The organism is Noviherbaspirillum pedocola (assembly GCF_016632335.1).
Classification (GTDB): Bacteria; Pseudomonadota; Gammaproteobacteria; order Burkholderiales; family Burkholderiaceae_D; genus Noviherbaspirillum_A; species Noviherbaspirillum_A pedocola.
In genome coordinates this window covers 124,211-149,724 of the sequence record NZ_JAEPBG010000002.1, presented here as the reverse complement: position 1 = coordinate 149,724, position 25,514 = coordinate 124,211, and the positions used below count along the sequence as shown (strand labels likewise).

Sequence of the window (25,514 nt, the reverse complement as noted above, 5' to 3'; positions counted from 1 at the left end):
TGCCGGCGCAATAACCGCTCTAGCATTCTGCCGTAAAATCCCGGACAATTAGCACGGACGTTCGAAAATAATTCACAGTGGTGGAACCCATGACGCAGAACCAGAACCTTCTTGAGCAATACGGCCCGCGCGAGGCTATGGAGTATGACGTCGTCATCGTCGGCGGCGGACCCGCTGGCCTCTCGGCCGGTATCCGGCTCAAGCAGCTGGCTGCGGAACGTGGACAGGAGGTGTCGGTCTGCGTACTGGAAAAAGGCGGCGAAGTCGGCGCGCACATCCTCTCCGGTGCCGTGATGGATCCGATTGCGATCAATGAGCTCTTTCCGAACTGGAAGGAGATGGGCGCGCCGCTGAACGTGCCCGTCTCCGAAGACCGCTTCCTGTTCCTCACTGAAACCAAGGCCCGGAAAACCCCCGGATGGATGCTGCCCGCGTGCTTCCAGAACCACGGCAACTACGTCATCTCGCTGGGCAACGTCACCCGCTGGCTCGGCCAGCAGGCTGAAGCGTTGGGCGTAGAAATCTTCCCGGGCTTTCCGGCTGCCGAGATCCTGTACAACGATGACGGCTCGGTGAAAGGCGTCGCCACCGGCAACATGGGCGTGGACCGCGAAGGCAATCCGACCGACGCCTTCCAGCTCGGCATGGAGCTGCATGCGAAATACACGCTGTTCGCCGAAGGCTCGCGTGGCCATCTCGGCAAGCAGCTGATGGCGAAGTACGACCTGAATGCCGGCCGCGATCCGCAGGCCTACGGCATCGGCATCAAGGAATTGTGGGAGATCGATCCAAAGATGCATCAGCCCGGCCTGGTGATCCATACCGCCGGCTGGCCGCTGGACAACAGCACCTACGGCGGCTCGTTCCTGTACCACCTCGAGAACAACCAGGTCGCGGTCGGCTACGTGGTCGGCCTGGCTTACGAGAATCCCTATATCTCGCCGTACGAAGAGTTCCAGCGCTACAAGACCCATCCGGAGATCCGCAAGTTCTTCGAAGGCGGTCGCCGCATCTCGTATGGCGCACGCGCGATCACGGCGGGTGGCTTGCAGTCGCTGCCGAAGCTGGTGTTCCCGGGCGGCGCGCTGGTCGGTTGCGATGCGGGCTTTCTGAATGCGAGCCGCATCAAGGGTAGCCATGCGGCGATCAAGACCGGCATGCTGGCCGCCGAAGCCGCTTTCGATGCACTCGGCGCCGGACGACAGCATGACGAGCTCGCGGCGTATCCGGCCGCGTTCGAGAAGTCCTGGCTGCACGAGGAACTGCACAAGGCGCGCAACTTCAAGCCATTCATGGGCCTGGGCCTGATGTCGGGAACGCTGATGGTCGGCATCGACCAAGTGCTGTTCAAGGGCCGTGCACCGTGGACCATGCATCACAAGCGCGCGGACCATGAATACCTGCGCCCCGCTTCGGATTTCAAGCCGATTGCTTATCCGAAGCCGGACGGCAAGCTGACCTTCGATCGCCTGTCCTCGGTATTCATCTCGAACACCAACCACGGTGAAGACCAGCCGGTGCACCTGACGCTGAAGGATGCCAGCGTGCCGACCCGGATCAACCTGCCCACCTATGCCGGCCCCGAGCAGCGCTATTGCCCGGCGGGCGTGTATGAGTACGTGAAGAGCGACGAGGGCCAGGACCGTCTGCAGATCAATGCGCAGAACTGCGTGCACTGCAAGACCTGCGACATCAAGGACCCGACGCAGAACATTGTGTGGGTCACGCCGGAAGGTGGCGGCGGGCCGAACTACCCAAACATGTAATGGGTCGTTCGCATTAGCAAAAAAGCCGCGTGATGCGGCTTTTTTGTTTTCGTAGGGTGGGCGAAGCCCACGCGGACAGAGCAGCTTGATCAGGCGAAGGCGTGAATTCCGGCCACCCTACGGGCAACGCATATCAATCCAGCGACCATTCTCCCCGGCGCAGCTTGTCCAGCCAGAAGCTACCGATCACTGTCTTCACATCGCTGATCTGCCCTTCCCTGACCCAAGCCAGCAATTCATCCACGGTCACGACCTGCGTTTCCAGGAATTCGCCTTCATCGAGCGCGGCCTCGCCTTCGATCAGGCCGCGCGCAAGAAAGATCTCGAGATGCTCATCCGAATACGCAATCGCGTTATGAATGGTGCAGACAAATTTCCATTCAGTCGCGGTATATCCGGTCTCTTCCTTCAACTCCCGCTTTGCACATTCAAGATGGTCTTCACCAGGATCGATCTTCCCGGCCGGGAATTCATAGAACACACGGTCATTCGGATAGCGGTACTGGCGCTCGATCAGGATGCGGCCATCGTCGAGCACCGGCAGTATCACCACCGCGCCCGGATGCCGTATGAATTCACGCTCGGAATGACTGCCGTCTGGCAGCTTCACCCTATCCTTCTGCACCTTCAGAAAATGGCCGTCATAGACGGTTTCGCCATCGACACGTGTTTCCTTCAGATGCGCATCAGTCATGGAATTCCTCGGTGAATCAGCTCGGACGCCTACGCAGGTAACGCAGCACAAAGCCGGGATAAGCCAGCACCAGGAACAGGCATGCCGTGACGGCATAGAATTCCCAGCCCTGTTGAAAACGGTTGCCCTGGCGCGCTTCGATGAAGAACGCGACCGCGCCAAGCACGAAGTACAGCACGATCAGTTCGACCAGGCGCAGCCAGAAAGGTTTGCCGGCAGCGCGCCACGGCAGGATGCCGAAGACGCGTTCGCTGAAGAAGGGAAGATTCGCCGCGAGCACGGCGAGGACAATGACCAGCCAGCTTGAGGCCGAAATATCCACGCCGCGCCCGGGATCAGGAAGCGAGAGTACGGACGATGGCGGTAACGCACGCAGCCATCAGCGGGCCCGGCAGCAGGCCCAGCACCAGCACAGCGACACCATTGAGCGACAGCGCCACGCGCATATCGGCCGAAGCGTGGATCTTGGTCTTGTCCACGGCTTCGTCGAAGTACATCACCTTGATCACGCGCAGGTAGTAGTAGGCGCCGACCAGCGAGAACATCACCGCGACGATCGACAGCCAGAGCTTGCCGGTAGCCAGAACCGACTGCAGCACTGCGAGCTTCGAATAGAATCCAACCATCGGCGGCACGCCGGCCAGCGACAGCATCATGATCAGCATCATCGCCGCGAACCACGGGCTGCGCTGATTCAGGCCCTTGAAGTCGTCGATGTTCTCGGCCTCGAAGCCTGCACGCGACAGCAGCATGATCAGGCCAAAGGAACCAAGGGTGGTGATCACATAGGTGATCGAATAGAACATCGACGAGCTGTAGGCGTTGGCAGCCGCGCTGGCATCGCCGCCGGCATAGACGCCGGACAGCATGCCCAGCAGCATGAAGCCCATCTGTGAAATCGTCGAGTAGGCGAGCATGCGCTTCAGGTTCGTCTGCGCGATCGCGGTAATGTTACCGACCGCCATCGATACCACGGCCAGCACCGTCAGCATCTGTTGCCAGTCGATGGCCAGGCTCCACATGCCTTCAACCAGCAGGCGCATTGCCATGCCGAAGACGGCCAGCTTCGGCGCGCCACCAAGGATCAGCGTGACCGAAGTCGGCGAACCCTGGTAGACGTCCGGCACCCACATGTGGAAAGGAGCCGCGCCGAGCTTGAACGCAATACCAGCAACGACGAACACGATGCCGAACACCAGCACGGTATGGTTCGCGGTGCCGGAAGCGGTCACGCGCGCCACCTCGGACAAATCGAGCGAACCGGTCGCGCCATACAGCATGGAGATGCCATACAGCAGGAAGCCGGAAGCCATCGCGCCGAGGATGAAGTACTTCATCGCAGCTTCGGTCGAAGCGGTATGGTCGCGGCGCAGCGCCACCAGCGCATAGGTCGACAGCGACATCAGTTCCAGGCCGAGATAGATGGCCAGGAAATTGTTGGCCGACACCATCACCATCTGCCCGACCAGCGCGAACAGCGACATCACGTAGAACTCGCCGCCGATGCCGTTGTTGGTCATGTTGCGCAACGAACCGTACTGACGCGAATAGACGAAGGTAAGGCCGACGGCCAGATAGCAGAACAGCTTCAGCAGGTTCGACATCGGGTCGGACACGAACATGTTGCGGAAGGTATAGACAGTGGCGCCGCTGCTGAAGTCGGTCCAGGTCAGGATGCCGGCGATGACAAGCGCCGCCAGGGACATCATGTAGGTCAGGTTCCGCTTCGCATCCGACAGGAACATGTCGATCAGCAGGATGGCGGATGCCGCGATGACCAGGAAGACTTCCGGGTAGAGCGGCGCTAGGTTGAGGTTGTTCATGTTTTCCGCTTGCGCAAATATCGTTATCAGGATGCGATGAGCCTTATTGCAGCTTGCTGATCGACACGTGATGCAGCAGGTCCGCCACCGAAGTCTGGATGCTGTCGCCGATCATCGCGGGGTACACGCCCATGACGATGGTAGCGATGGCCATGATGCCCAGGATCAGGAACTCGCGGCCATTCAGATCGAACAGCTCGGCGACCTTGCCATTGGCAACCGCACCGAGAATCACGCGCTTGACCAGCCACAGCGAATAGGCAGCGCCGAGAATCAGCGCGGTACCGGCCAGCACGCCAATCCAGAAATTGAACTTGACCGCGCCCAGGATCACCATGAATTCGCCGATGAAGCCGGAGGTGCCAGGCAGGCCGGCGTTGGCCAGCGAGAACAGCACGAAGAACGCGGCAAAGCGCGGCATCACGTTCACCACGCCGCCGTATTCGGCAATCAGGCGGGTATGCATGCGGTCGTACAGCACGCCGATGCACAGGAACATCGCGCCAGAGACGAAACCGTGGGAGATCATTTGCATGATCGCGCCCTGCGCCGACATGTCGTTGAACATGAAGAAGCCCAGGGTCACGAAGCCCATGTGCGCGATCGATGAATAAGCGACCAGCTTCTTCATGTCAGCCTGCACCATGGCCACGAGGCCGATGTAGATCACCGCGATCAGCGACAGCGTGATCACTAGCGGCGCGAGGTAATGGCTGGCGTCCGGCGTGACCGGCAGCGAGAACCGCAGGAAACCGTAGCCACCCAGCTTCAGCATGATTGCGGCCAGCACCACGGAACCGCCGGTAGGCGCTTCAACGTGGGCATCTGGCAGCCAGGTGTGCACCGGCCACATCGGCACCTTGACCGCGAAGCCGAGCAGGAAGGCCAGGAAGATTGGCACCTGCGCCGACATCGGCAGCGGCAGCGCCTGCCAGGCTTGAATGTCGAAGCTGTGGCCGGCGCGGAAGTACAGATAGATGATCGCGATCAGCATCAGCAGCGAGCCGAAGAAGGTGTACAGGAAGAACTTCACCGCCGCGTACATCCGGTTCGCGCCGCCCCAGACGCCGATGATGATGAACATCGGGATCAGCGTGGCTTCGAAGAAGACGTAGAACAGCATGCCGTCCAGCGCCGAGAACACGCCGATCATGATGCCCGACAGGATCAGGAAGGCGCCCATGTATTGCGACACCTTGTTCTCGATGACTTCCCAGCCGGCGATGATGACGATGATGGTAATGAACGCGGTCAGCGGCAGAAACCACAGCGACAGGCCGTCGATGCCGAGGTAGTAATCGATGTGGAAGCTGGCGATCCAGGAAGCGCGCTCGACGAACTGCATGCCATGCGCAGCCTTGTCGAATGCATGCATCAGCGGGATCGTCGGCAGGAAGCTGATGATGGAACCAATCAGCGACAGCCAGCGCGCGACACCGGGCTGCCTGTCATTGCCGACGGCCAGCACGAGCAAGCCGAAAAGGATCGGCAACCAGATGGAAAGACTCAGTAGTGGTAGAGATGACTGCATCATGTTCTGTTTTTCTGGTGGCGCGACTTACTTCGCAGTGGAATGGAGCAGCAGATAACCCAGGTACAGCGCAATGCCCAGGATCATCGTGAACGCATAGTGGTAGATGTAGCCGGTCTGGAAGGCACGGGTCACCACGGAGAACCAGCCCACGAAGCGGGCGCTGCCATTGACGATCAGGCCATCGATCAGCGCGCGATCGCCGACGTTCCACAGGCCGCGGCCCAGCAGGCGTGCACCACCGGCGAAGACGATTTCGTTGATGCGGTCCATGTAGTACTTGTTGTCCAGCAGCGTGTAGATGGCGTGGAACTTGGAATAGAACCAGGCCGGCACCTTGCGGTTGACCATGTAGCAGTACCAGGCCGAGACCACGCCGGCCAGCGCCAGGGCGAACGGCAGCGACATGAAGCCATGCAGGCCCATGGCCAGTGCGCCGTGGAATTCATGCGCCAGCTCTTCCATCGCCGGATGGTTCTCACCGACGAAGATCACGCCCTTGAAGAAATCGCCATGCAGCATCGGGCCGATCGCAAAGTAGCCGATGATGACCGACGGGATCGCCAGCAGGATCAGCGGCAGGGTCACGACCCAAGGCGCTTCCACCGGTTTCTCGCCCGGAGCCAGGCCGTGATGCTCATCATGGCCCTCCTCCTCTTCCACGTCGCTGGCGTGGATGTCGTCCGAAGTGTGCGCATGCTCGGCGCGCGCATGATGCACGTCATGGTGATGCTCCAGACCGAAGCGCTCTTCGCCATGGAACACCAGGAAGTACATGCGGAAGGAATAGAAGGCGGTGACGAACACGCCGGCCAGCACCGCGAAGTACGCGAAGCCGGAACCCGGGATATGCGACGCGGCGGCCGCTTCGATGATGCTGTCCTTCGAGTAGAAGCCGGCGAAGAACGGCGTTCCGATCAGGGCCAGCGAGCCGACCAGCGAAGTGATCCAGGTGATCGGCAGGTACTTGCGCAGGCCGCCCATGTTCCGCATGTCCTGGTCGTGGTGCATGCTGATGATGACCGCGCCGGCGCCGAGGAACAACAGCGCCTTGAAGAACGCGTGCGTCATCAGGTGGAACACGGCAACCTGGTAGGCCGAAGCGCCAAGCGCGACCGTCATGTAGCCGAGCTGGGACAGCGTGGAGTATGCGACCACGCGCTTGATGTCGTTCTGGATGATGCCGAGGAAGCCCATGAACAGCGCGGTGATGGAGCCAATCACGAGCACGAAGGACAGCGCGACATCCGACAGCTCGAACAGCGGCGACATGCGCGACACCATGAAGATGCCCGCGGTCACCATGGTCGCGGCGTGGATCAGCGCGGAAATCGGGGTCGGGCCTTCCATCGAATCCGGCAGCCATACGTGCAGCGGGAATTGCGCGGATTTACCCATCGCGCCAATGAACAGGCAGATGCAGGCCGGGGTCAGCAGCATCCAGCCGGTGCCGGGCAGGGTCATCGCGGCCAGCGCTTCACGCTTGGCGAAGACTTCGGTGTAGTTCATCGAGCCGGAATACGCCAGCAACAGGCCAATGCCGAGGATGAAGCCGAAGTCGCCGACGCGGTTCACCAGGAATGCCTTCATGTTCGCGTAGATCGCGGTCGGGCGGGTGTACCAGAAACCGATCAGCAGATACGAGACGAGACCCACCGCTTCCCAGCCGAAGAACAGCTGCAGGAAGTTGTTGCTCATCACCAGCATCAGCATCGAGAAGGTGAACAGCGAGATGTAGGAGAAGAAGCGGTTGTAGCCCGGATCCTCATGCATGTAGCCGATGGTGTAGATGTGCACCATCAGCGAGACGAAGGTCACCACGCACATCATCATTGCCGTGAGGCTGTCGATCATGAAGCCGATCTCGAGCTTCAGGCTGCCGACCGTCATCCAGTTGTACAGCGTGCCGTTGTAGGTCGCGCCGTCCATGACGGCGAGCAGCGTCCGCACCGAGATGATGAGGGCGATGAGCACGCCCAGGATGGTGACGCTGTGCGATGCCGTGCGGCCGATCTTGTTGCCGAAGAACCTGGTGCCGAACAGGCCGGCAATTGCGGACCCCGCCAGCGGCGCCAGCGGTACGGCCAGGAGGAGTTGAGGATTGAGTTGCCCCGCCATGATGAACCTTATCGTCTGTTTTGTTGTTAGCCCTTGAGACTGTCCAGATCTTCGACATTGATGGTGTCGAGATTGCGGAACAGTACGACAAGGATCGCCAGGCCGATCGCGGATTCCGCGGCAGCCACAGTCAGGATGAAGAACACGAAGATCTGACCCGCGGCGTCGCCCAGATAGTGCGAGAACGCGATGAAGTTCATGTTCACCGCCAGGAGCATCAGCTCGATCGCCATCAGCAGGATGATGATGTTCTTGCGGTTGAGGAAAATACCGACGATCGAGATCGCGAACAGGATCGCGCCGAGGACCAGGTAATGAGCGAGAGACAGATTCACGATGCAGCCCTTATTGTTCCGGGTTGGCCGGCATGGAAGCGCTGGGCGCGGCCCTGCGTACCGACTCGGGTTGAACTTTGACGATGCGCAGACGATCGGTGCTCTTGACCTTCACCGCGCTGGCCGGATCGAAGTACTTGATGTCCTTGCGACGGCGCAGCGTCAGCGCGACAGCCGCGACGATTGCCACGAGCAGGATCACCGCGGCGATCTCGAACGCATACACGTACTGGGTATAGATCAGCTTGCCGAGCTCGCGGGTATTGCCGATGGTGTTCGCGGCGGCCGGTGCCTGGCTGTCCAGGGTGATGAAGCCGCGGAACAGCACGGTGGACATCTCGAGCACGATGATCACGCCGATGGTCGCGGCAAACGGGAAGTAACCCCAGAAGCCCTGCCGCAACTTGTCCATGTCGATGTCCAGCATCATCACGACGAACAGGAACAGCACCATCACCGCGCCGACGTAGACGAGCACCAGCACGATGGCGAGGAATTCCGCCTTCAGCAACATCCAGATACCGGCGGCCGAGAAGAAGGAAAGCACGAGGTACAACGCGGCATGCACCGGGTTGCGATCCGTGATGACGCGCGTCGCGGCTACCACAAGGATGGCCGAGAACACGTAGAACAACGCAGTTTTAAATTCCATGATGGACCAGGGTGATCATCCGCCCACGGCGCCGACCTGAGTCGGCGCGCGCCGGCATCGCATTAATCAAATCAACGGTAAGGGGCGTCTGCCGCGCGGTTGGCGGCGATGGACGGTTCGTAGCGATCGCCGACCGCCAGCAGCATTTCCTTGGTGAAGTACAGGTCGCCCCGCTTTTCGCCGTGGTATTCCAGGATGTTGGTTTCCACGATCGAGTCCACCGGGCAGGATTCCTCGCAGAATCCGCAGAAAATGCATTTGGTCAGGTCGATGTCGTAGCGCGTGGTGCGGCGGGTGCCGTCGTCACGCACATCGGACTCGATCGAGATTGCCATGGCCGGACACACCGCTTCGCACAGCTTGCAGGCGATGCAGCGCTCTTCGCCGTTGGGGTAGCGGCGCAGCGCATGCAGGCCACGGAAGCGCGGCGACAGCGGCGTCTTCTCTTCCGGGAACTGCACCGTGATCTTGCGGGCGAACATATAGCGGCCGGTCAGGGCCAGGCCCTTGAACAGCTCGCGCAGCATCAGGCTGCTGAAAAAATCTCTGATGGCTTCCATTTGATTCAGCCTCTCCTCTTACTTCCAGATGTTCCAGGACGTCTGCATCCAGATCGCGACGATCAGCAGATACGCCAGGGTCAGCGGAATGAACACTTTCCAGCCCAGGCGCATGATCTGGTCATAGCGGTAGCGCGGGAAGGATGCGCGTACCCAGATGAAGATCGATACGACCAGGAAGGTCTTGATGCCGAGCCAGATCCAGCCCGGAATCCAGTTGAACGGCGCGAAGTCCAGCGGCGACGCCCAGCCGCCGAGGAACATCAGCGAAGCCAGCGCCGAGATCAGGATCATGTTCGCGTATTCCGCCAGGAAGAACATCGCAAACGACATGCCCGAATACTCGACCATGTGGCCGGCGACGATCTCGGACTCGCCTTCCACCACGTCGAACGGATGGCGGTTGGTTTCAGCGATGCCGGAAATCACGTAGACGAAGAACACCGGCAGCAGCGGCAGCCAGTTCCACGACAGGAAGTTCAGGCCGCGCGACGCGAACATGCCGGTGTTCTGGCCGACGACGATGTCGGTGAAGTTCAGGCTGCCGGACACCATCAGCACGATCACCAGCGCAAAGCCCATCGCGATTTCGTAGGACACCATCTGCGCCGAGGCCCGCATCGCGCCGATGAACGCGTACTTCGAGTTCGATGCCCAGCCGGCGATGATGATGCCGTACACCTCCATCGAGGTAATCGCCATCACTAGCAAGAGGCCGGCGTTGATGTTGGCCAGCGCGACTTCCGGGCCGAACGGGATCACCGACCATGCGGCCAGCGCCGGCATGATGGTCATGATCGGCGCAATGATGAACAGCGCCTTGTTCGCGCGGGCCGGGACGATGATTTCCTTCGTCAAAAGCTTTAACGCATCGGCGATCGGCTGCAAGAGGCCGGCGGGACCGACGCGGTTCGGGCCGATACGCACGTGCATCCAGCCGATCATCTTGCGTTCCCACAGCGTGAGGTAGGCGACGCAACCCATGATGGGCAGCACCACGCAAATGATCTTGATCAGGTTCCAGACCACCGGCCAGATTACGCCGAACACGGCTTGTCCACCGTTCTGAATATTGAGCAGCAATCCGTCCATCACGCTTTCTCCACTCGGACTTCACCGAACATGCCGCCCAGCATGCTGGTGCTCGGGTGCGCAGCGGCGACCCGGACCACGTTCTGCGGCAGGCGCGCGTCGATGGCTGCCGGCAGCACCGCGCTGCCATTGCCCTGGGTGACGCGCACCATGTCGCCATCGATTACGGCGAGCTTTGTTGCCAGCGCCGGCGACATGGCAGCCACCGGCGGCAGCGCGTCGCGGGTTTCCTGCAGCGGCGGCGAGCGGCGCACGATGGCGTCCGTCTGATAGATCGGCACCGGAGCGATGCGCTCGACCGTCTCGCCGGAGGAAGCAGCGACGGCTTGCGGCGCCAGCTTCGAGCGGTTGGACAGGCGGCTGCGCAGGTCACCGTCGATGTTCTTCTCGTTCAACGCGAAACCGAGCGCTTCATTGCGTACCTCTTCCGAGGTCTCGTAATTGAAGCCCTGCAGATCCAGCAGATTGCCAAGCACGCGCAGCACCTTCCATGCCGGACGGGTTTCCGCCATCGGCTTGACGCTGCCATTGAAACTTTGCGCGCGGCCTTCGCAGTTGACGAAGGTGCCGGCGGTCTCGCTGAAGGGCGCGATCGGCAGCAGCACGTCGGCATAGTCTGCGCCATGGGCATACGGCGACATCACGACCACCATCTCGGCGCCACTGAGCGCAGCGCGTGCAGCTTGCGGATCGTAAGTATCGAGTTCGGGCTCCGCATGCAGCAGGATGTAGGCCTTGCGCGGCTGTTGCACCAATTGCAGCGCGTTCGCGCCATTGCCTGGGTACGCGCCGACGATGTGGCCGCCCACGGTATTCGCCGCTTCGGTCAGATAACCGAGGGTAGCGCCGGTTTGCTCGGCCAGCCATTGCGCGGCGGCGTGCAGCTGTGACGCCTGCGGATGCTGGACCGCGGCATTGCCGAGGAAGATCGCGCGTGGCTCGCCGGACATCAGGCTGGTGGCAATGCCCTTGGCTTCGGCAGAGGCTTCAACATTGTTGAAGCCGGCCGGCAGCGCGACCGATTTCGCGGCCGCGACAGCAGACATGATCTCGCCAAGCGCCGACAGCCAGGCCGACGGCGCAGCGATGAGCTTGTTCGCGGTCGCAATCAGCAGTTCATCGTCGCTGGCATGCAGCACCGACAATTGCGCGCCGCCCTTGACCGCGCTGCGCAGCTTGGCCGCGAGCAGCGGATGGTCCTTGCGCAGGAACGAACCGATGACGAAGGCACGCTTGATCTGGCTGAATTCGGCAATGCTCATGCCCAGCCACGGTGTGACTTCGCCGGACAGCGCGAAGTCGGACTGACGCAGGCGGAAGTCGATGTTTTCGGAACCGATGCCCTTGACCAGCTTCTTCAGGAGCGACAGCTCTTCCAGCGTCGAGTATGGCGCAGCCAATGCGGCGATCGCGTCGGCGCCATGCTCGTGACGGATGTTGCGCAGGCCGTGCGCGACATATTCCAGCGCGGTCTGCCAATCGGTCTCGATCCACTTGCCATCCTGCTTGAGCATTGGATGCTTCAGGCGCTGCTCGGCCTTGAGACCCTCATACGAAAAGCGGTCGCGGTCGGACAGCCAGCATTCGTTGATCTCTTCGTTTTCCAGCGGCAGCACGCGCATCACTTCGCCGGCCTTGACCTGAACGATCAGGTTCGAGCCGAGGCCGTCGTGCGGGCTGACGGATTTGCGACGCGACAGCTCCCAGGTGCGGGCCTTGTAGCGGAATGGCTTGGAGGTCAGCGCGCCGACCGGGCACAGGTCGATCATGTTGCCGGACAGCTCGGAGTCGACGGTCTTGCCGACGAAGGAAGTGATTTCCGAGTGCTCGCCGCGATTCAGCATGCCGAATTCCATCACGCCGGCCACTTCCTGGCCGAAGCGCACGCAGCGGGTGCAATGAATGCAGCGCGCCATTTCGCGCATCGAGATCAGCGGACCGGCATCCTTGGGCACGACGACGCGCTTGTCTTCTTCATAGCGCGAGGACGACGGACCATAGCCAACGGCCAGGTCCTGCAGCTGGCATTCGCCACCCTGATCGCAGATCGGGCAATCCAGCGGATGGTTGATCAGCAGGAATTCCATCACGCTCTTCTGCGCCGTCACTGCCTTTTCGCTGTGGGTGCGGACGATCATGCCGTTGGTGACCGGAGTCGCGCAGGCCGGCAACGGCTTGGGCGCCTTCTCGACTTCCACCAGGCACATGCGGCAGTTGGCCGCGATCGACAGCTTCTTGTGGTAGCAGAAATGCGGGATGTAGGTGCCGACCTTGTTGGCGGCTTCCATCACCATGCTGCCTTCGCGCACCTCGACCTTTTTGCCGTCTATTTCAATTTCAATCATGCTTGTCTTTTCCCGTGACGGGCGCGCACTTCATTGGCAGGCGCGCCCTTGTCGCTTACAGATAAGTCGGCACCATGCAGCGCTTGTGTTCGATGTGGTAGGCGAACTCATCGCGGAAGGCTTTGATCATCCCGCGCACCGGCATTGCAGCGGCATCTCCCAGCGCGCAGATGGTGCGGCCCTGAATGTTGTCGGCGACGGTGTTCAACATGTCCATGTCTTCGGGACGGCCTGCGCCGTTCTCGATACGGTCCACCATGCGATAGAGCCAGCCAGTGCCTTCGCGGCACGGCGTGCACTGGCCGCAGGATTCCTCGTAATAGAAGTAGGACAGGCGCAGCAGCGACTTCACCATGCAGCGGGTTTCGTCCATCACGATGACCGCGCCGGAACCGAGCATCGAGCCGGCCTTGGCGATGGCGTCATAGTCCATCGTGGTGTCCATCATCACTTCGCCGCGCACCACCGGAGCGGATGAGCCGCCCGGAATGACGGCCTTGATCTTCTTGCCGCCGCGCATGCCGCCGGCGAGATCAAGCAGCGTCGAGAACGGCGTGCCCAGCGGGATCTCGTAATTGCCGGGACGCTCGACGTCGCCGGAAATCGAAAAGATCTTGGTGCCGCCATTGTTCGGCTTGCCCAGCGCCGCATACGCTTCCCCGCCCATCTTCAGGATGAAGGGCACGGCAGCGAAGGTCTCGGTGTTGTTGATCGTGGTCGGCTTGCCGTACAGGCCGAAGCTGGCTGGGAACGGCGGCTTGAAGCGCGGCTGGCCCTTCTTGCCTTCCAGCGATTCGAGCAGCGCGGTTTCCTCGCCGCAGATATAAGCGCCGTAACCATGAAAGGCATGCAGCTGGAAATTGAAGCTGCTGCCCATGATGCCGTCGCCCAGGAAACCCGCGGCGCGCGCTTCTTCCAGCGCTTCTTCGAAACGCTGATACTCGGCCCAGATCTCGCCGTGGATGTAGTTGTAGCCGACGGTGATGCCCATGGCATACGCGCCGATGGCCATGCCTTCGATCAGCGCATGCGGGTTGTAACGGATGATGTCGCGATCCTTGAAGGTGCCTGGCTCGCCTTCGTCGGTATTGCAGACCAAATATTTCTGACCCGGGAACTGGCGCGGCATGAAGCTCCACTTAAGTCCGGTCGGAAAGCCGGCACCGCCGCGTCCGCGCAGCGAGGAAGTCTTCAGCTCGGCAATGATCTGTTCCGGCGTAATGCCTTCGGTCAGGATGCGGCGCAGCGACTCGTAGCCGCCGCGCGCAACGTAATCCTTCAGGTGCCAGTTGTCGCCGTCCAGGCCAGCCAGGATCAGCGGCTTGATGTGGCGGTTGTGCAGGCTGGTCATTTCTTCAATTCCTCCAGCAGCGCATCGAGCTTGTCGTTCGACATGAGGCTGCACATGCGCTCGTTGTTCACCAGGAGTACCGGCGCATCGCCGCAGGCGCCCATGCATTCGCCTTCCATCAGCGTGAACTCGCCGTCATCGGTGGTTTCGCGATAGTTGATGCCGAGCTTCTGCTTCAGGTGATGCGCCGCCCTTTCGCCACCGGACAATGCACACGGCAGGTTGGTGCACACGGTGATCTTGTGCTTGCCGATCGGCTTCAGGTTGTACATCGCATAAAAGGTCGCCACTTCCTGGACCGCGATCGGCGCCATGCCCAGGTAAACCGCGATTTCCTCCATCAGCTGCGGGGAAAGCCAGCCGGCCTCGTTTTGCGCGATCGCCAGCGCCGCCATTACCGCGGACTGCTTCTGGTCCGGCGGGAACTTGGCAACTTCGCGATCGATCTTCTGATACGCCTGTTCTGATAACACCATAGTCTTAAGCCTCAATATTCGATGCTGCGCTTGCACGCGCGATCCGATATGCGATGGAAGCGCCTCAGCGGTCGATTTCGCCGAACACGATGTCCTGGGTACCGATGATGGTGACCGCGTCGGCGATCATGTGACCCTTGGCCATCTCGTTGAGCCCCTGCAGATGCGCGAAACCCGGCGCGCGGATCTTCAAGCGGTAAGGCTTGTTCGCGCCATCGGAAATCATGTAAATGCCGAACTCGCCCTTCGGATGCTCGACCGCCGCATAAGCCTCGCCTTCGGGCATGTGGAAGCCCTCGGTGAACAGCTTGAAGTGGTGGATCAGCTCTTCCATATTGGACTTCATGTCCACGCGTGCCGGCGGCGCAACCTTGTGGTTGTCGGTCATCACCGGGCCCGGATTGTTGCGCAGCCATTCCACGCACTGCTTGATGATCCGGTTGGATTCGCGCATCTCCTGCACGCGCACCAGGTAACGGTCATAGCAGTCGCCGTTGGTGCCGATGGGGATGTCGAAGTCCATCAGGTCGTAGACTTCATAGGGCTGCTTCTTGCGCAGGTCCCAGGCAATGCCGGAGCCACGCAGCATCGGACCGGTGAAGCCCATGGACTTTGCCAGTTCGGGCGACACCACGCCGATGCCTACCAGGCGCTGCTTCCAGATACGGTTGTCGGTGAGCAGGGTTTCATACTCGTCGACATACCCCGGGAAGCGGTTGGTGAAGTCCTCGATGAAGTCCAGCAGTGAGCCCTGACGAGTTTCGTTGAGCTGGCGAATCGCCTTTTCATTGCGGAATTTCGACGCCGTGTATTGCGGCATCGAGTCCGGCAGATCGCGATACACGCCGCCCGGACGGAAGTAAGCCGCATGCATGCGCGCGCCCGACACCGCTTCATAGCAGTCCATCAGGTCTTCGCGCTCGCGGAACGCATACAGGAACACGCCCATCGCGCCCACGTCCAGCGCATGCGCGCCCAGCCACAGCAAGTGGTTCAACAGACGGGTGATTTCGGAGAACAGCACACGGATGTACTGCGCGCGCAGCGGCACTTCGACATCGAGCATCTTCTCGATCGCCAGCACATAGGCGTGCTCATTGCACATCATCGACACATAGTCGAGACGATCCATGTACGGCAGCGCTTGCAGGAAAGTCTTCTGCTCGGCCAGCTTTTCGGTGGCGCGATGCAGCAGGCCGATATGCGGGTCGGCGCGTTGAATCACTTCGCCGTCGAGCTCCAGCACCAGGCGCAGCACGCCGTGCGCGGCCGGATGCTGCGGACCGAAGTTGAGGGTGTAATTCTTGATCTCAGCCATTATTTGACACCGTAGTTTTCTTCACGAATCACGCGCGGCACATTCTCACGCGGCTCGATGGTGACCGGTTGGTAGATCACCCGCTTCTGCTCAGGGTCGTAACGCATTTCCACGTAACCGGTGACCGGGAAGTCCTTGCGGAACGGATGGCCAATGAAGCCATAGTCGGTGAGGATGCGGCGCAGATCGGGATGGCCTTCGAAGAGGATGCCAAGCAGGTCGAATGCCTCGCGCTCGTACCAATCGGCAGCGGGCCAGACCGGGATGACCGAAGGCACGATGGGCAGGTCGTCGTCCGGCGCGAAAACGCGCACGCGCAGCCGCCAGTTGTGCGCCACGGACAGCAGGTGCAGCACCACCGCGAAGCGCGGGCCATCGTAGAGGCCGTCGCCAAAGGCCGAATAATCGACGCCACACAGGTCGATCATCTCGTCGAACTTCAGCTCGACGTGATCACGCAGCATGCGCATGGATTCGGCGTAGTCCGATGCCTTTACCAGGATAGTGATTTCGCCTAGCCGGTTGGTGAGCGCCTGCAGTCGATCGCCGAGCGCATTGCGCAGCGCGGCTTCCAGCGTTTCAAGTTTCGTCGTCATAGTGCTTATCGCGCCGGATCAGCGCGCAATGGTGTTGGTGCGCTTGATCTTGTTCTGCAATTGCATGATGCCGTAGAGCAGCGCTTCGGCAGTCGGCGGGCAGCCCGGCACATAGATATCGACCGGCACGATGCGGTCACAGCCACGCACCACGGAATACGAGTAGTGGTAATAGCCGCCGCCGTTGGCGCAGGATCCCATCGAGATGACCCAGCGCGGCTCGGCCATCTGGTCGTACACCTTGCGCAATGCCGGCGCCATCTTGTTGCACAGCGTGCCGGCGACGATCATTACGTCGGACTGACGCGGGGACGGACGGAACACCACGCCGAAACGGTCGAGGTCGTAACGGGATGCGCCTGCATGCATCATTTCAACAGCGCAGCAGGCCAGACCGAAGGTCATCGGCCACATCGAGCCAGTACGGGTCCAGTTCAGAAGCTTGTCAGCCGTGGTGGTGACAAAGCCTTCGTTCAATACACCTTCAATAGCCATGACTTATTCCCAATCCAGCGCGCCCCGCTTCCAGATGTACCAGAAGCCAACCACGAATTCGACGATAAACACCAGCATCGTGATGAAGCCGCTCCAGCCAAGGTCGCGCATGGCGACACCCCACGGGAAGAAGAACGCGGTTTCCAGATCAAACAAGATAAAAAGGATTGCAACCAGGTAGTAGCGCACGTCGAACTTCATGCGCGCATCTTCGAATGCTTCGAAGCCGCATTCGTAAGGAGAGTTCTTTTGCACGTCGGGTCGGTGCGGACCGATCAGGCGACCGAGGACTTGAGGAGCGACACCCACGCCGATGCCGACGAGGATGAACAACAGTACGGGGAGGTAATTTTCGAGGTTCACAATGAATCGCCGTTTCTGGATTCCGGCGGCGAGAAATGGCCAACCGGACAACATTCTCGAGAAAAAGCCAGCTTGGGTATCCCCTCGCTGGCTTTATTGTTTTGGTGCCGACGGCGAGACTCGAACTCGCACAGCTTTCGCCACTACCCCCTCAAGATAGCGTGTCTACCAATTTCACCACGTCGGCAAGCCGCTTATTTTAACCGGTTGACTGTCTTTATTCAATGCAGCTTGCAGTCAATCCAGAAATATATTTGCGGAATTACTTGGGAATCTCGCCTGCCCCACCCTGCGCCGCCGGGGCAGCGGGCGTGGCCGGAGCGACAGGCGCGGTATTGGCAGGCGCTGCGGGCGCGGGGGCGTTTGCTGGGGCGACCGGGAGCTTGTCCATCACGCCGCCGCTTACACCGGCCGAGCGATTACCGTAAAACGCCAACGCCAGCGTCGCGGCAAAGAAGACGGCAGCGGCGATGGCAGTCGATTTCGAAAGAAAGTTGGATGAGCCGGAAGCGCCAAACAGGCTGCCGGATGCGCCCGAGCCAAAGGCGGCACCCATGTCGGCACCCTTGCCGTGCTGCAGCAGCACCAGACCAATGATGGTGAGTGCCGCGACGACTTGGATCACGACGATTAAGGTAAGCAGGATGTTCATTGATAAAACCTTCAGAAATCTTTAAATCGGTATGGATCAGCCGGCTGCGCGGATGATGGAAAGGAAATCGTCAGCCTTCAACGCAGCACCGCCGATAAGGCCGCCATCGATGTCGGACATGGCGAGCAGTTCGGCGGCATTGTCGGGCTTCATGCTGCCACCATAGAGAATACGTACGCCTTGCGCGGCAGCGGCATCGACTTCCGCCATGCGCGCGCGCAGGAAAGCATGAACGTCCTGCGCCATTTGCGGCGTGGCGGTCTTGCCGGTGCCGATTGCCCAGACCGGCTCATAGGCCACGACGATGTTCGCGAGTCCTGCAACTCCGACAGCCGCGAGCACCGCATCGAGCTGGCGACCGACAACAGCTTCGGTCTGGCCCGCCTCACGCTCTTCCAGCGTTTCACCGACGCAGACGATGGGAGTCAAACCATGCGCCAGCGCGCGCACCGTCTTGCGACCGACCAGCGCATCGCTTTCCCCATGATAGGCACGACGCTCGGAGTGACCAAGTATCACGAAACGGCAACCAAAATCGGTCAGCATCGTCGCGGACACTTCACCGGTGTAGGCGCCAGCATCATGTTCCGAAACATCCTGCGCGCCCCACACGATCGGCGTGTCGGACAACAGCTGCTGACATTGCGCGAGATAAGGCGCCGGCGCGCAGACTGCAATTTCGGACTTCGCCTGGCCGACGCCTGCCTTAATGCCCTCAAGCAGCGCGGCATTGGCCGCGAGAATGCCATTCATCTTCCAGTTGCCGCTGATCAGTTTGCGCCGCATAAATTTTCGCGTTTTTGGGAACCCGCGATTCTAGCTTGGTCCTGATTGCGCGGTCAAACAATGACGGAACGGCATTCCGCTTTGGATGCAGCGTCATGGAGCAGGAAATACCTTCCCCGGCGGACAAACGGCCGCCGGGAAATATCAGGAATCCGCTATACCGTGGCGCGACGGATTCCTTCACCTCATTTCACTTCGAGCACGATCTTGCCGACGTGCGTGCTGCTTTCCATCAGCGCATGCGCATCCTTTGCCGCGTCAAGCGGGAAAGTTTTGAAAATGACCGGACGAATCTTCCCGGACTCGATCAGCGGCCACACGTTCTCACGCAGCTTCTGCGCGATCGCGCGCTTGAATTCCACCGGCCGCGGGCGCAGCGTGGAACCGGTCACGGTCAGGCGGCGTCGCAGGATCTCGCCAAGGTGTACCTGCGCTTTTGCACCACCCAGCAAGGCGATGATGACGATGCGGCCGTCATCGGCCAGGCTGCTCAGCTCGCGCGGCAGATAGTCGCCGCCGACCATGTCGAGCACCACGTCGACGCCGCGTCCGCCAGCGGCTTCCTTGACAACTTGTACAAAGTCCTCGCTACGGTAATTGATGCCGCGCACCGCGCCCAGGCTTTCGCAGGCGCGGCATTTATCGTCCGAGCCCGCGGTCGCATACACCTTGTGGCCGAGCGCGGTCGCCATCTGAATCGCGGTCACGCCGATGCCCGAGGTGCCGCCCTGCACCAGCAGCGTCTCGTTGCCGGACAAGCGCGCGCGGTCGAACACATTGCTCCATACGGTGAAGAAGGTTTCCGGCAGGGAGGCTGCTTCCACCGCGGACAGGCCTTTCGGTATCGGCAGGCATTGCGCTGCCGGTGCGGCGCAGTATTCGGCATAGCCGCCGCCCTGCACCAGCGCGCAGACCATGTCGCCCTTGGCAAAGCCGCTGCCTTCGATATCGCCGCCGACGATCTCGCCCGCGACTTCCAGGCCCGGCAGATCGGAAGCGCCCGGCGGCACCGGGTAGTTGCCGGTACGCTGCAGCACATCGGGACGATTGATGCCGGCCGCGTGCACACGGATCAGCACTTCGCCCGCACGGGTTTCCGGCATGGGGCGCTCGCACAGCTGCAGCACTTCGGGACCGCCGGGTTGGGTAATTTCTATTGCTCGCATCGGATATCCATTCGGTTGGTTGTTGTAGGAAAAGGAAAAACGGCTCAGGGCTGCGCAGGCCCGGCCTCGGGAGCATGTCCGACTTCGGGCGCAGGCTCCTCGGCAGCGCGTGCATGCCGGTGTGTCCAGCCGCCTTCGAGCACTTCCGGATCGTCTTCGGTGCTGGCCACCACGCGGGCGTTGCGCTGAAAGGTGAAATAGGCGAAAGCCCAGTCGGTCATCACCATCATCCTGTTACGAAAGCCGATCAGAAAATAGACGTGCACGAAGAGCCAGAACAGCCAGGCGGACAAGCCCGAAAACTTGAACCTGCCGACCTGCGCCACAGCCGACTTGCGGCCGATCGTGGCCAGCGCGCCATAGTCGCGATAGCGAAACGCCTGACCCGGCAAGCCGCGCCGCTGGCTCAGGATATTGCGCGCCGCGACGCGCCCCATCTGCTTGGCCGCGGGAGAGACGCCGGGCACCGGCTTGCCGTCGGATTTGGCGGCGGCCAGGTCGCCGATGACGAAGATTTCCGGATGCCCGGGAATGGACAGATCCGGCTGCACGATCACCCTGCCCGCCCGATCCAGCGGCACGCCAAGCGACTTGCCGATAGGCGATGCCGCCACGCCCGCGGACCAGATCACGGTGCGCGCCGGCAGCCGCTCATCGCCGGACGGCCCAGTGAAACTGATGCCAGTCTCATCGATCGCGGTCACCTTGCAGCCAGTGCGCACCTCCACGCCGAGCGCTTCGAGCTGGCGCTGCGCCTTGGCTGACAAATCTTCCGGGTAGCTGCCGAGCACCCGGTCATTGCCTTCGATTAGCACCACTCTTGCCTTGCGCGGATCGATGCGGCGGAATTCATCGGCCAGCGTATGCCGCGCCACTTCGGACATGGTGCCGGCCATTTCCACGCCGGTAGCGCCGGCGCCGATGACGGCGAAGGTCAGCCATGGAGTGCGTAAATCGTCCAGCACTTCGCGCTCGGCATGCTCGAAGGCGAGCAGGATGCGGCGCCGGATTTCAAAGGCATCGCCCAGCGTCTTCAGGCCGGGCGCGGCCTCGGCCCATTCATCGTGGCCGAAATAACTGTGGGTGGAACCCGTGGCGACGATCAGATAGTCGTAAGTCACCGCACCGCCATCCTTCAACAGCACCATGCGACGCCCGACATCGATATCGCTCACGCAGGCCATCAGCGTCGTGACATTCGGCTGCCGCGCGAGGATATGACGTATCGGCGCGGCGATCGCCGGCGCGGACAGGCCAGCGGTGGCGACCTGGTACAGCAGCGGTTGAAACAGGTGGTGGTTGCTGCGGTCGATCAGGGTAATGCGTACATCCGCGCGGGACAGCTCGCGCACTGCGGCCAAACCTCCGAAGCCGCAGCCAAGGATCACGATATGCGTCATAAGCCAGGTCGCTTGCGGCAACGGCGGCGCCGTTGCTCGTGTGGATGGCGAGCCCCGTGGGACGAGCCAAAATGGCCATTATATTAACCTAGCGCGAACAAACGTAAAAAAACCGCCCGAGTCTCGCGACACGGGCGGTTGCTTACAGCGCAATGCCGGAGAACTTATTCCGCCGGCGTTTCCGCCGCTTCGGCGGCGACTGCCTTCATCGACAGCTTCAGGCGGCCGCGATCGTCGGTCTCGATGACCTTCACGCGCACCTGCTGGCCTTCCTTGAGGTAGTCGGAAACCGCGTTCACGCGCTCGTTGGCGATCTGGCTGATATGCAGCAAACCATCCTTGCCCGGGATCACCTGCACGATTGCGCCAAAATCCAGCAGCTTCAGCACGGTGCCTTCGTAGGTCTTGCCCACTTCGACCGAAGCGGTCAGTTCCTCGATGCGGCGCTTGGCTTCCTGGCCGGCGGCGGCATCGACGGACGCGATGGTCACGATGCCTTCGTCGGTGATGTCGATCTGCGTGCCAGTTTCCTCGGTCAGCGCGCGAATGACCGCGCCGCCCTTGCCGATCACGTCGCGGATCTTTTCCGGGTTGATCTTGATGGTGATCAGGCGCGGCGCGAAGTCGGACAGCTCGACATTGCCGGCGGGCACCGCTTCCTGCATTTTCGCCAGGATGTGGATGCGGCCTTCCTTGGCCTGGGCCAGCGCCACCTGCATGATTTCCTTGGTGATGCCCTGGATCTTGATGTCCATCTGCAGCGCGGTCACGCCGTTGGCAGTGCCCGCGACCTTGAAGTCCATGTCGCCGAGATGATCTTCATCGCCGAGGATGTCGGTCAGGACGGCGAACTTGCTGCCTTCCTTGATCAGGCCCATCGCAATGCCAGCCACGTGCGATTTCATCGGCACGCCGGCATCCATCAGCGCCAGGCAGCCGCCGCACACCGATGCCATCGACGAGGAGCCGTTGGATTCGGTGATCTCGGACACCACGCGCACGGAATAGCTGAACTCTTCCGGCGCCGGCAGCGCGGCCAGCAGCGCGCGCTTGGCCAGGCGGCCGTGGCCGATTTCGCGGCGCTTCGGCGTGCCGACGCGGCCGGTCTCGCCGGTGGCGAACGGCGGCATGTTGTAGTGCAGCATGAAGCGGTCGCTGTATTCGCCCATCAGCGCGTCGATCTTCTGCTCGTCGCGCGCGGTGCCCAGCGTGGCAATCACCAGCGCCTGGGTTTCGCCGCGGGTGAACAGCGCCGAGCCGTGAGTGCGCGGCAGCACGCTGGTGCGGATCGAGATCGGGCGCACGGTACGGGTGTCGCGGCCGTCGATGCGGGGCTCGCCGTTCAGGATCTGCGAGCGAACGATCTTCGATTCCAGTTCGAACAGGATATTGCCGACTTCGACGCTGTCCGGAGCGGAAACGCCCTCAGCGGCAGCTTGGGCGGCCAGCGCTTCGCTGACTTCGCCGGAAGCGGCGCGCAGCTTGTCGGTGCGGGCCTGCTTGTCGCGGATCTGGTAAGCCTCGCGCAGCTTCGGCTCGGCCAGCTCGGTCACGCGCGCGATCAGCGCGTCGTTCTTGGCCGGCGGCGCCCATTGCACTTCCGGCTTGCCGCCGTCGCGCACCAGTTCATGGATGGCGTCGATGACGGCCTTCATCTGGTCGTGGCCATAGACCACCGCGCCCAGCATCACTTCTTCGGACAGCTCGCGCGCTTCGGATTCCACCATCAGCACCGCGGTCTCGGTACCGGCGACCACCAGGTCCATCTCCGATTTCGCCAGTTGCGACACGGTCGGGTTCAGCACGTATTCGCCGTTGGTATAGCCCACGCGCGCCGCGCCGATCGGGCCGTTGAACGGGATTCCGGCCACGCACAGCGCGGCGGAAGCACCGATCATGGCCGGGATGTCCGGATCGATTTCCGGGTTCACCGACAGCACGTGGATGATGATCTGCACCTCGTTCAGATAGCCTTCCGGGAACAGCGGGCGCAGCGGACGATCGATCAGGCGGGAAGTCAGGGTTTCCTTCTCGGAAGGACGGCCTTCGCGCTTGAAGAAACCGCCGGGAATGCGACCCGCGGCATAGCTCTTCTCGATGTAGTCGACGGTCAGCGGGAAGAAGTCCTGGCCCGGCTTCGGATCCTTCCTGGCGACCACGGTCGCCAGCACGACGGTGTCTTCAACCGACACCATGACGGCGCCGGAAGCCTGGCGCGCGATCTCGCCGGTTTCCAGCGTGACTTGATGCTGTCCGTACTGGAAGGTCTTGGTTACTTTATTGAACACGGTGATTCCTTTCTCTTTTTGCCGACAGATTTTCAGGGGCTGTCGTTCACCTCACCACAGCCGACGCTTCACTCTGCGCATCGACTTACTGCATGCCAACCGGAACGACAAACGCAAAATGCCCGCATCAGGAGGCTGACGCAGGCATTTCGACATGGGATTCCAGTGCTGGCAACGCGCCGTCTTTTACTTGCGCAGACCGAGCTTTTCGATCAGTGCGCGATAACGGTTGGCGTCCTTGCTCTTCAGGTAAGACAGCAGGCTCTTGCGGCGGTTGACCATCATGATCAGGCCGCGGCGGGAATGGTGATCCTTGGTGTGGGCCTTGAAGTGGTTGTTGAGGTCGTTGATGCGGGCGGTCAGCAATGCCACCTGCACTTCCGGGGAACCGGTATCATTCTGGCCACGCGCGTTGTCCGCGATGATGGCTGCCTTGCTGCTTTTTTCTACGCTCATGATTTGCCTTTCACATGCGATGCCTGGAGTCTGCACCCCGGTGCACCGTGATGGGGGTTGATGAAAACTGGCCGGAATCGGCCAGACCGGCGAGTATAGCGGATCGCGCGCGGCGACACAAACATCGGGTTCAAACACTTTTCGCACCCGCAATGAAACAAGGAGAAACACCGATATGAAAGGATTCCCGGGATGGATGTTCGCCGGCGTCGCCCTGCTGCTTTCCGGCTGCGCCGCGATGCGCGTCTACTCCGCGCCGCCGCAACCGGGCGAATCGGAAACACAGGTCATCGAGCGGCTCGGCGAGCCGACGCACCGTTATGGCGAAGGCAACAATCATCTGCTGGAATACATGACCGGCCCCTGGGGCCAGGCCACATTCATGGCGCGCATCGGCAGCGATGGGCGGCTGGTGTCTTATGAACAAGTGCTCGACACCGCGCATTTCGCAAAGATCGTCCCGGACAAGTTCACCAAGGACGATGTGCTACGCACCATAGGCGCGCCGAGCGATACCAGCTACTTCCCGCGGATGCAGCGCGAAGTCTGGTCCTATCCGTATCGCGAAGCCAATACCTGGGACTCGGTGATGCACGTCTACTTCGACGACGGCGGCATCGTGCGCTCGCTGCAGAATGGTCCCGACCGGCGCCGCACACCGGGTCTCGGTATGCCGGGAAGCGGACTCTGAGCTCGACAAGCGGTCTTCCATGAATGGCGAAATTTTTCATGATTCGCCATTTTCGGACTCTTGAAAGCAACCTGCACCGCCCTATCTATCGAGCATCGGAGCGGTGTGCTCCATGCCAGATAGGAGAAAGAACATGAGTTTGATTCTGCATAGCCGTGCCTTCCCGCTGCTTTCCACCCGCACCTTCGACCGAGGCTTTGAGCGCCTCGTCAATAACCTCGTCGACAATGCCCCGGTCGCGCCGCGCATCAATGTGAGCGAGACCGACGCCGCCTACCAGGTGGAAGCCGACTTGCCCGGCGTTGCCAAGGAGGACGTGAAGATTTCGGTCGATGGCAAGCGCGTATCAATCGAGGCGGAAACCAAGCGGGAAACCGAAAAGCCTGAAGGCAGCAAGGCATTGCTGACCGAGCGCGTAGTCCAGAAGTTCGCGCGTAGCATCGTGCTGCCGCAGGAAGTCAACAGCGAAGCGGCCGTCGCAAAACTGGAAAACGGCGTGCTTACGCTGACGTTGCCGAAGAAGGCGGAAGACCAGCCGAAGCAGATCGCGATCCAGTGAG

Annotated in this window: 25 protein-coding genes and 1 tRNA gene; 3 read left to right on the top strand and 23 right to left on the bottom strand. The window is 61.3% G+C overall.

From position 1 onward, the window contains the following. The first annotated feature begins 89 nt into the window (after positions 1-89). Positions 90-1,766 (top strand): electron transfer flavoprotein-ubiquinone oxidoreductase, encoded by a 1,677-nt coding sequence (locus JJB74_RS05835; protein WP_200590899.1) that lies wholly within the window; start codon positions 90-92, stop codon positions 1,764-1,766. Positions 1,767-1,899: 133 nt separating this feature from the next. Here the strand turns inward: JJB74_RS05835 and JJB74_RS05830 are convergent, their stop codons facing one another. The 23 genes from JJB74_RS05830 to rpsO all read right to left on the bottom strand — a co-directional run bounded on the left by JJB74_RS05830 (position 1,900) and on the right by rpsO (position 24,263). After that, a complete protein-coding gene (locus tag JJB74_RS05830) occupies positions 1,900-2,460 on the bottom strand; it encodes an NUDIX domain-containing protein (protein WP_200590898.1) in 561 nt (186 codons plus the stop codon). A 16-nt stretch (positions 2,461-2,476) separates the two neighbouring features. Then, positions 2,477-2,782, bottom strand: a complete 306-nt coding sequence (locus JJB74_RS05825; protein WP_200590897.1) for a DUF2818 family protein — start codon at positions 2,780-2,782, stop codon at positions 2,477-2,479. Between the two features lie 13 nt (positions 2,783-2,795). After that, positions 2,796-4,283 (bottom strand): NADH-quinone oxidoreductase subunit NuoN, encoded by a 1,488-nt coding sequence (gene nuoN, locus JJB74_RS05820; RefSeq protein WP_200590896.1) that lies wholly within the window; start codon positions 4,281-4,283, stop codon positions 2,796-2,798. Between the two features lie 43 nt (positions 4,284-4,326). After that, positions 4,327-5,817 (bottom strand): NADH-quinone oxidoreductase subunit M, encoded by a 1,491-nt coding sequence (locus JJB74_RS05815; RefSeq protein WP_200590895.1) that lies wholly within the window; start codon positions 5,815-5,817, stop codon positions 4,327-4,329. Between the two features lie 24 nt (positions 5,818-5,841). Continuing rightward, the gene (gene nuoL, locus JJB74_RS05810; RefSeq protein ID WP_200590894.1) at positions 5,842-7,932 is read right to left on the bottom strand and encodes an NADH-quinone oxidoreductase subunit L; all 2,091 of its coding nucleotides are present in this window, start codon (positions 7,930-7,932) and stop codon (positions 5,842-5,844) included. Positions 7,933-7,958: 26 nt separating this feature from the next. Further along, entirely contained in the window at positions 7,959-8,270 is a 312-nt protein-coding gene (nuoK, locus tag JJB74_RS05805; protein ID WP_200591362.1) for an NADH-quinone oxidoreductase subunit NuoK, read from the bottom strand. Between the two features lie 7 nt (positions 8,271-8,277). After that, positions 8,278-8,919, bottom strand: a complete 642-nt coding sequence (locus JJB74_RS05800; RefSeq protein WP_200590893.1) for an NADH-quinone oxidoreductase subunit J — start codon at positions 8,917-8,919, stop codon at positions 8,278-8,280. A 71-nt stretch (positions 8,920-8,990) separates the two neighbouring features. After that, positions 8,991-9,479, bottom strand: a complete 489-nt coding sequence (nuoI, locus tag JJB74_RS05795) for an NADH-quinone oxidoreductase subunit NuoI (RefSeq protein ID WP_200590892.1) — start codon at positions 9,477-9,479, stop codon at positions 8,991-8,993. An 18-nt stretch (positions 9,480-9,497) separates the two neighbouring features. Beyond that, the gene (gene nuoH / locus JJB74_RS05790; protein WP_200590891.1) at positions 9,498-10,571 is read right to left on the bottom strand and encodes an NADH-quinone oxidoreductase subunit NuoH; all 1,074 of its coding nucleotides are present in this window, start codon (positions 10,569-10,571) and stop codon (positions 9,498-9,500) included. After that, positions 10,571-12,916, bottom strand: coding sequence for an NADH-quinone oxidoreductase subunit NuoG (nuoG, locus tag JJB74_RS05785; RefSeq protein WP_200590890.1), 2,346 nt, complete (start codon positions 12,914-12,916; stop codon positions 10,571-10,573). The genes nuoH and nuoG overlap by 1 nt, the downstream gene beginning before the upstream one ends. 55 nt (positions 12,917-12,971) lie before the next feature. After that, complete coding sequence (gene nuoF, locus JJB74_RS05780; protein ID WP_200590889.1) at positions 12,972-14,267, bottom strand: NADH-quinone oxidoreductase subunit NuoF; 1,296 nt, start codon at positions 14,265-14,267, stop codon at positions 12,972-12,974. Continuing rightward, positions 14,264-14,743 (bottom strand): NADH-quinone oxidoreductase subunit NuoE, encoded by a 480-nt coding sequence (gene nuoE, locus JJB74_RS05775; RefSeq protein ID WP_200590888.1) that lies wholly within the window; start codon positions 14,741-14,743, stop codon positions 14,264-14,266. Before nuoE ends, nuoF begins: the two co-directional genes overlap by 4 nt. A gap of 64 nt (positions 14,744-14,807) precedes the next feature. Then, positions 14,808-16,061 carry an NADH-quinone oxidoreductase subunit D gene (locus tag JJB74_RS05770; RefSeq protein WP_200590887.1) on the bottom strand — a complete coding sequence of 418 codons (1,254 nt, stop codon included), beginning with the start codon at positions 16,059-16,061 and terminating at the stop codon, positions 14,808-14,810. After that, positions 16,061-16,657, bottom strand: a complete 597-nt coding sequence (locus JJB74_RS05765) for an NADH-quinone oxidoreductase subunit C (protein ID WP_200590886.1) — start codon at positions 16,655-16,657, stop codon at positions 16,061-16,063. Before JJB74_RS05765 ends, JJB74_RS05770 begins: the two co-directional genes overlap by 1 nt. Before the next feature lie 18 nt (positions 16,658-16,675). After that, a complete protein-coding gene (locus tag JJB74_RS05760; protein WP_200590885.1) occupies positions 16,676-17,152 on the bottom strand; it encodes a NuoB/complex I 20 kDa subunit family protein in 477 nt (158 codons plus the stop codon). Between the two features lie 3 nt (positions 17,153-17,155). Next, positions 17,156-17,515 carry an NADH-quinone oxidoreductase subunit A gene (locus tag JJB74_RS05755; RefSeq protein ID WP_200590884.1) on the bottom strand — a complete coding sequence of 120 codons (360 nt, stop codon included), beginning with the start codon at positions 17,513-17,515 and terminating at the stop codon, positions 17,156-17,158. Positions 17,516-17,617: 102 nt separating this feature from the next. Next, a tRNA-Leu gene (locus tag JJB74_RS05750) sits at positions 17,618-17,702 on the bottom strand. A 75-nt stretch (positions 17,703-17,777) separates the two neighbouring features. Then, on the bottom strand, positions 17,778-18,167 hold the full coding sequence (gene secG, locus JJB74_RS05745; RefSeq protein WP_200590883.1) for a preprotein translocase subunit SecG: 390 nt from the start codon (positions 18,165-18,167) through the stop codon (positions 17,778-17,780). Positions 18,168-18,203: 36 nt separating this feature from the next. Further along, a complete protein-coding gene (gene tpiA / locus JJB74_RS05740; RefSeq protein WP_200590882.1) occupies positions 18,204-18,953 on the bottom strand; it encodes a triose-phosphate isomerase in 750 nt (249 codons plus the stop codon). Positions 18,954-19,138: 185 nt separating this feature from the next. Next, positions 19,139-20,119: an NAD(P)H-quinone oxidoreductase gene (locus JJB74_RS05735; protein ID WP_200590881.1), complete on the bottom strand. Its 981-nt coding sequence runs from the start codon at positions 20,117-20,119 to the stop codon at positions 19,139-19,141. A 44-nt stretch (positions 20,120-20,163) separates the two neighbouring features. Further along, positions 20,164-21,519: an NAD(P)/FAD-dependent oxidoreductase gene (locus JJB74_RS05730; RefSeq protein ID WP_200590880.1), complete on the bottom strand. Its 1,356-nt coding sequence runs from the start codon at positions 21,517-21,519 to the stop codon at positions 20,164-20,166. A gap of 164 nt (positions 21,520-21,683) precedes the next feature. After that, entirely contained in the window at positions 21,684-23,807 is a 2,124-nt protein-coding gene (pnp, locus tag JJB74_RS05725; protein WP_200590879.1) for a polyribonucleotide nucleotidyltransferase, read from the bottom strand. A gap of 186 nt (positions 23,808-23,993) precedes the next feature. Continuing rightward, positions 23,994-24,263 (bottom strand): 30S ribosomal protein S15, encoded by a 270-nt coding sequence (gene rpsO / locus JJB74_RS05720; RefSeq protein ID WP_200590878.1) that lies wholly within the window; start codon positions 24,261-24,263, stop codon positions 23,994-23,996. A gap of 175 nt (positions 24,264-24,438) precedes the next feature. Between rpsO and JJB74_RS05715 the strand changes: the two genes are divergently transcribed. Both JJB74_RS05715 and JJB74_RS05710 read left to right on the top strand, forming a co-directional pair. Then, positions 24,439-24,954 carry a hypothetical protein gene (locus JJB74_RS05715; protein WP_200590877.1) on the top strand — a complete coding sequence of 172 codons (516 nt, stop codon included), beginning with the start codon at positions 24,439-24,441 and terminating at the stop codon, positions 24,952-24,954. A 133-nt stretch (positions 24,955-25,087) separates the two neighbouring features. After that, positions 25,088-25,513 carry an Hsp20/alpha crystallin family protein gene (locus tag JJB74_RS05710; RefSeq protein WP_200590876.1) on the top strand — a complete coding sequence of 142 codons (426 nt, stop codon included), beginning with the start codon at positions 25,088-25,090 and terminating at the stop codon, positions 25,511-25,513. Position 25,514: the final 1 nt, after the last annotated feature.

Coding starts and splice junctions, on each gene's coding strand:
- tpiA (WP_200590882.1), bottom strand. CDS start 18,953: ATGCGGCGCAAACTGATCAGCGGCAACTGGAAGATGAATGGCATTCTC.
- JJB74_RS05800 (WP_200590893.1), bottom strand. CDS start 8,919: ATGGAATTTAAAACTGCGTTGTTCTACGTGTTCTCGGCCATCCTTGTG.
- JJB74_RS05830 (WP_200590898.1), bottom strand. CDS start 2,460: ATGACTGATGCGCATCTGAAGGAAACACGTGTCGATGGCGAAACCGTC.
- JJB74_RS05730 (WP_200590880.1), bottom strand. CDS start 21,519: ATGACGCATATCGTGATCCTTGGCTGCGGCTTCGGAGGTTTGGCCGCA.
- nuoG (WP_200590890.1), bottom strand. CDS start 12,916: ATGATTGAAATTGAAATAGACGGCAAAAAGGTCGAGGTGCGCGAAGGC.
- rpsO (WP_200590878.1), bottom strand. CDS start 24,263: ATGAGCGTAGAAAAAAGCAGCAAGGCAGCCATCATCGCGGACAACGCG.
- JJB74_RS05815 (WP_200590895.1), bottom strand. CDS start 5,817: ATGATGCAGTCATCTCTACCACTACTGAGTCTTTCCATCTGGTTGCCG.
- JJB74_RS05735 (WP_200590881.1), bottom strand. CDS start 20,119: ATGCGAGCAATAGAAATTACCCAACCCGGCGGTCCCGAAGTGCTGCAG.
- JJB74_RS05770 (WP_200590887.1), bottom strand. CDS start 16,061: ATGGCTGAGATCAAGAATTACACCCTCAACTTCGGTCCGCAGCATCCG.
- nuoF (WP_200590889.1), bottom strand. CDS start 14,267: ATGACCAGCCTGCACAACCGCCACATCAAGCCGCTGATCCTGGCTGGC.
- secG (WP_200590883.1), bottom strand. CDS start 18,167: ATGAACATCCTGCTTACCTTAATCGTCGTGATCCAAGTCGTCGCGGCA.
- JJB74_RS05835 (WP_200590899.1), top strand. CDS start 90: ATGACGCAGAACCAGAACCTTCTTGAGCAATACGGCCCGCGCGAGGCT.
- JJB74_RS05715 (WP_200590877.1), top strand. CDS start 24,439: ATGAAAGGATTCCCGGGATGGATGTTCGCCGGCGTCGCCCTGCTGCTT.
- nuoL (WP_200590894.1), bottom strand. CDS start 7,932: ATGGCGGGGCAACTCAATCCTCAACTCCTCCTGGCCGTACCGCTGGCG.
- nuoN (WP_200590896.1), bottom strand. CDS start 4,283: ATGAACAACCTCAACCTAGCGCCGCTCTACCCGGAAGTCTTCCTGGTC.
- nuoI (WP_200590892.1), bottom strand. CDS start 9,479: ATGGAAGCCATCAGAGATTTTTTCAGCAGCCTGATGCTGCGCGAGCTG.
- nuoH (WP_200590891.1), bottom strand. CDS start 10,571: ATGGACGGATTGCTGCTCAATATTCAGAACGGTGGACAAGCCGTGTTC.
- JJB74_RS05710 (WP_200590876.1), top strand. CDS start 25,088: ATGAGTTTGATTCTGCATAGCCGTGCCTTCCCGCTGCTTTCCACCCGC.
- JJB74_RS05760 (WP_200590885.1), bottom strand. CDS start 17,152: ATGGCTATTGAAGGTGTATTGAACGAAGGCTTTGTCACCACCACGGCT.
- nuoE (WP_200590888.1), bottom strand. CDS start 14,743: ATGGTGTTATCAGAACAGGCGTATCAGAAGATCGATCGCGAAGTTGCC.
- JJB74_RS05765 (WP_200590886.1), bottom strand. CDS start 16,657: ATGACGACGAAACTTGAAACGCTGGAAGCCGCGCTGCGCAATGCGCTC.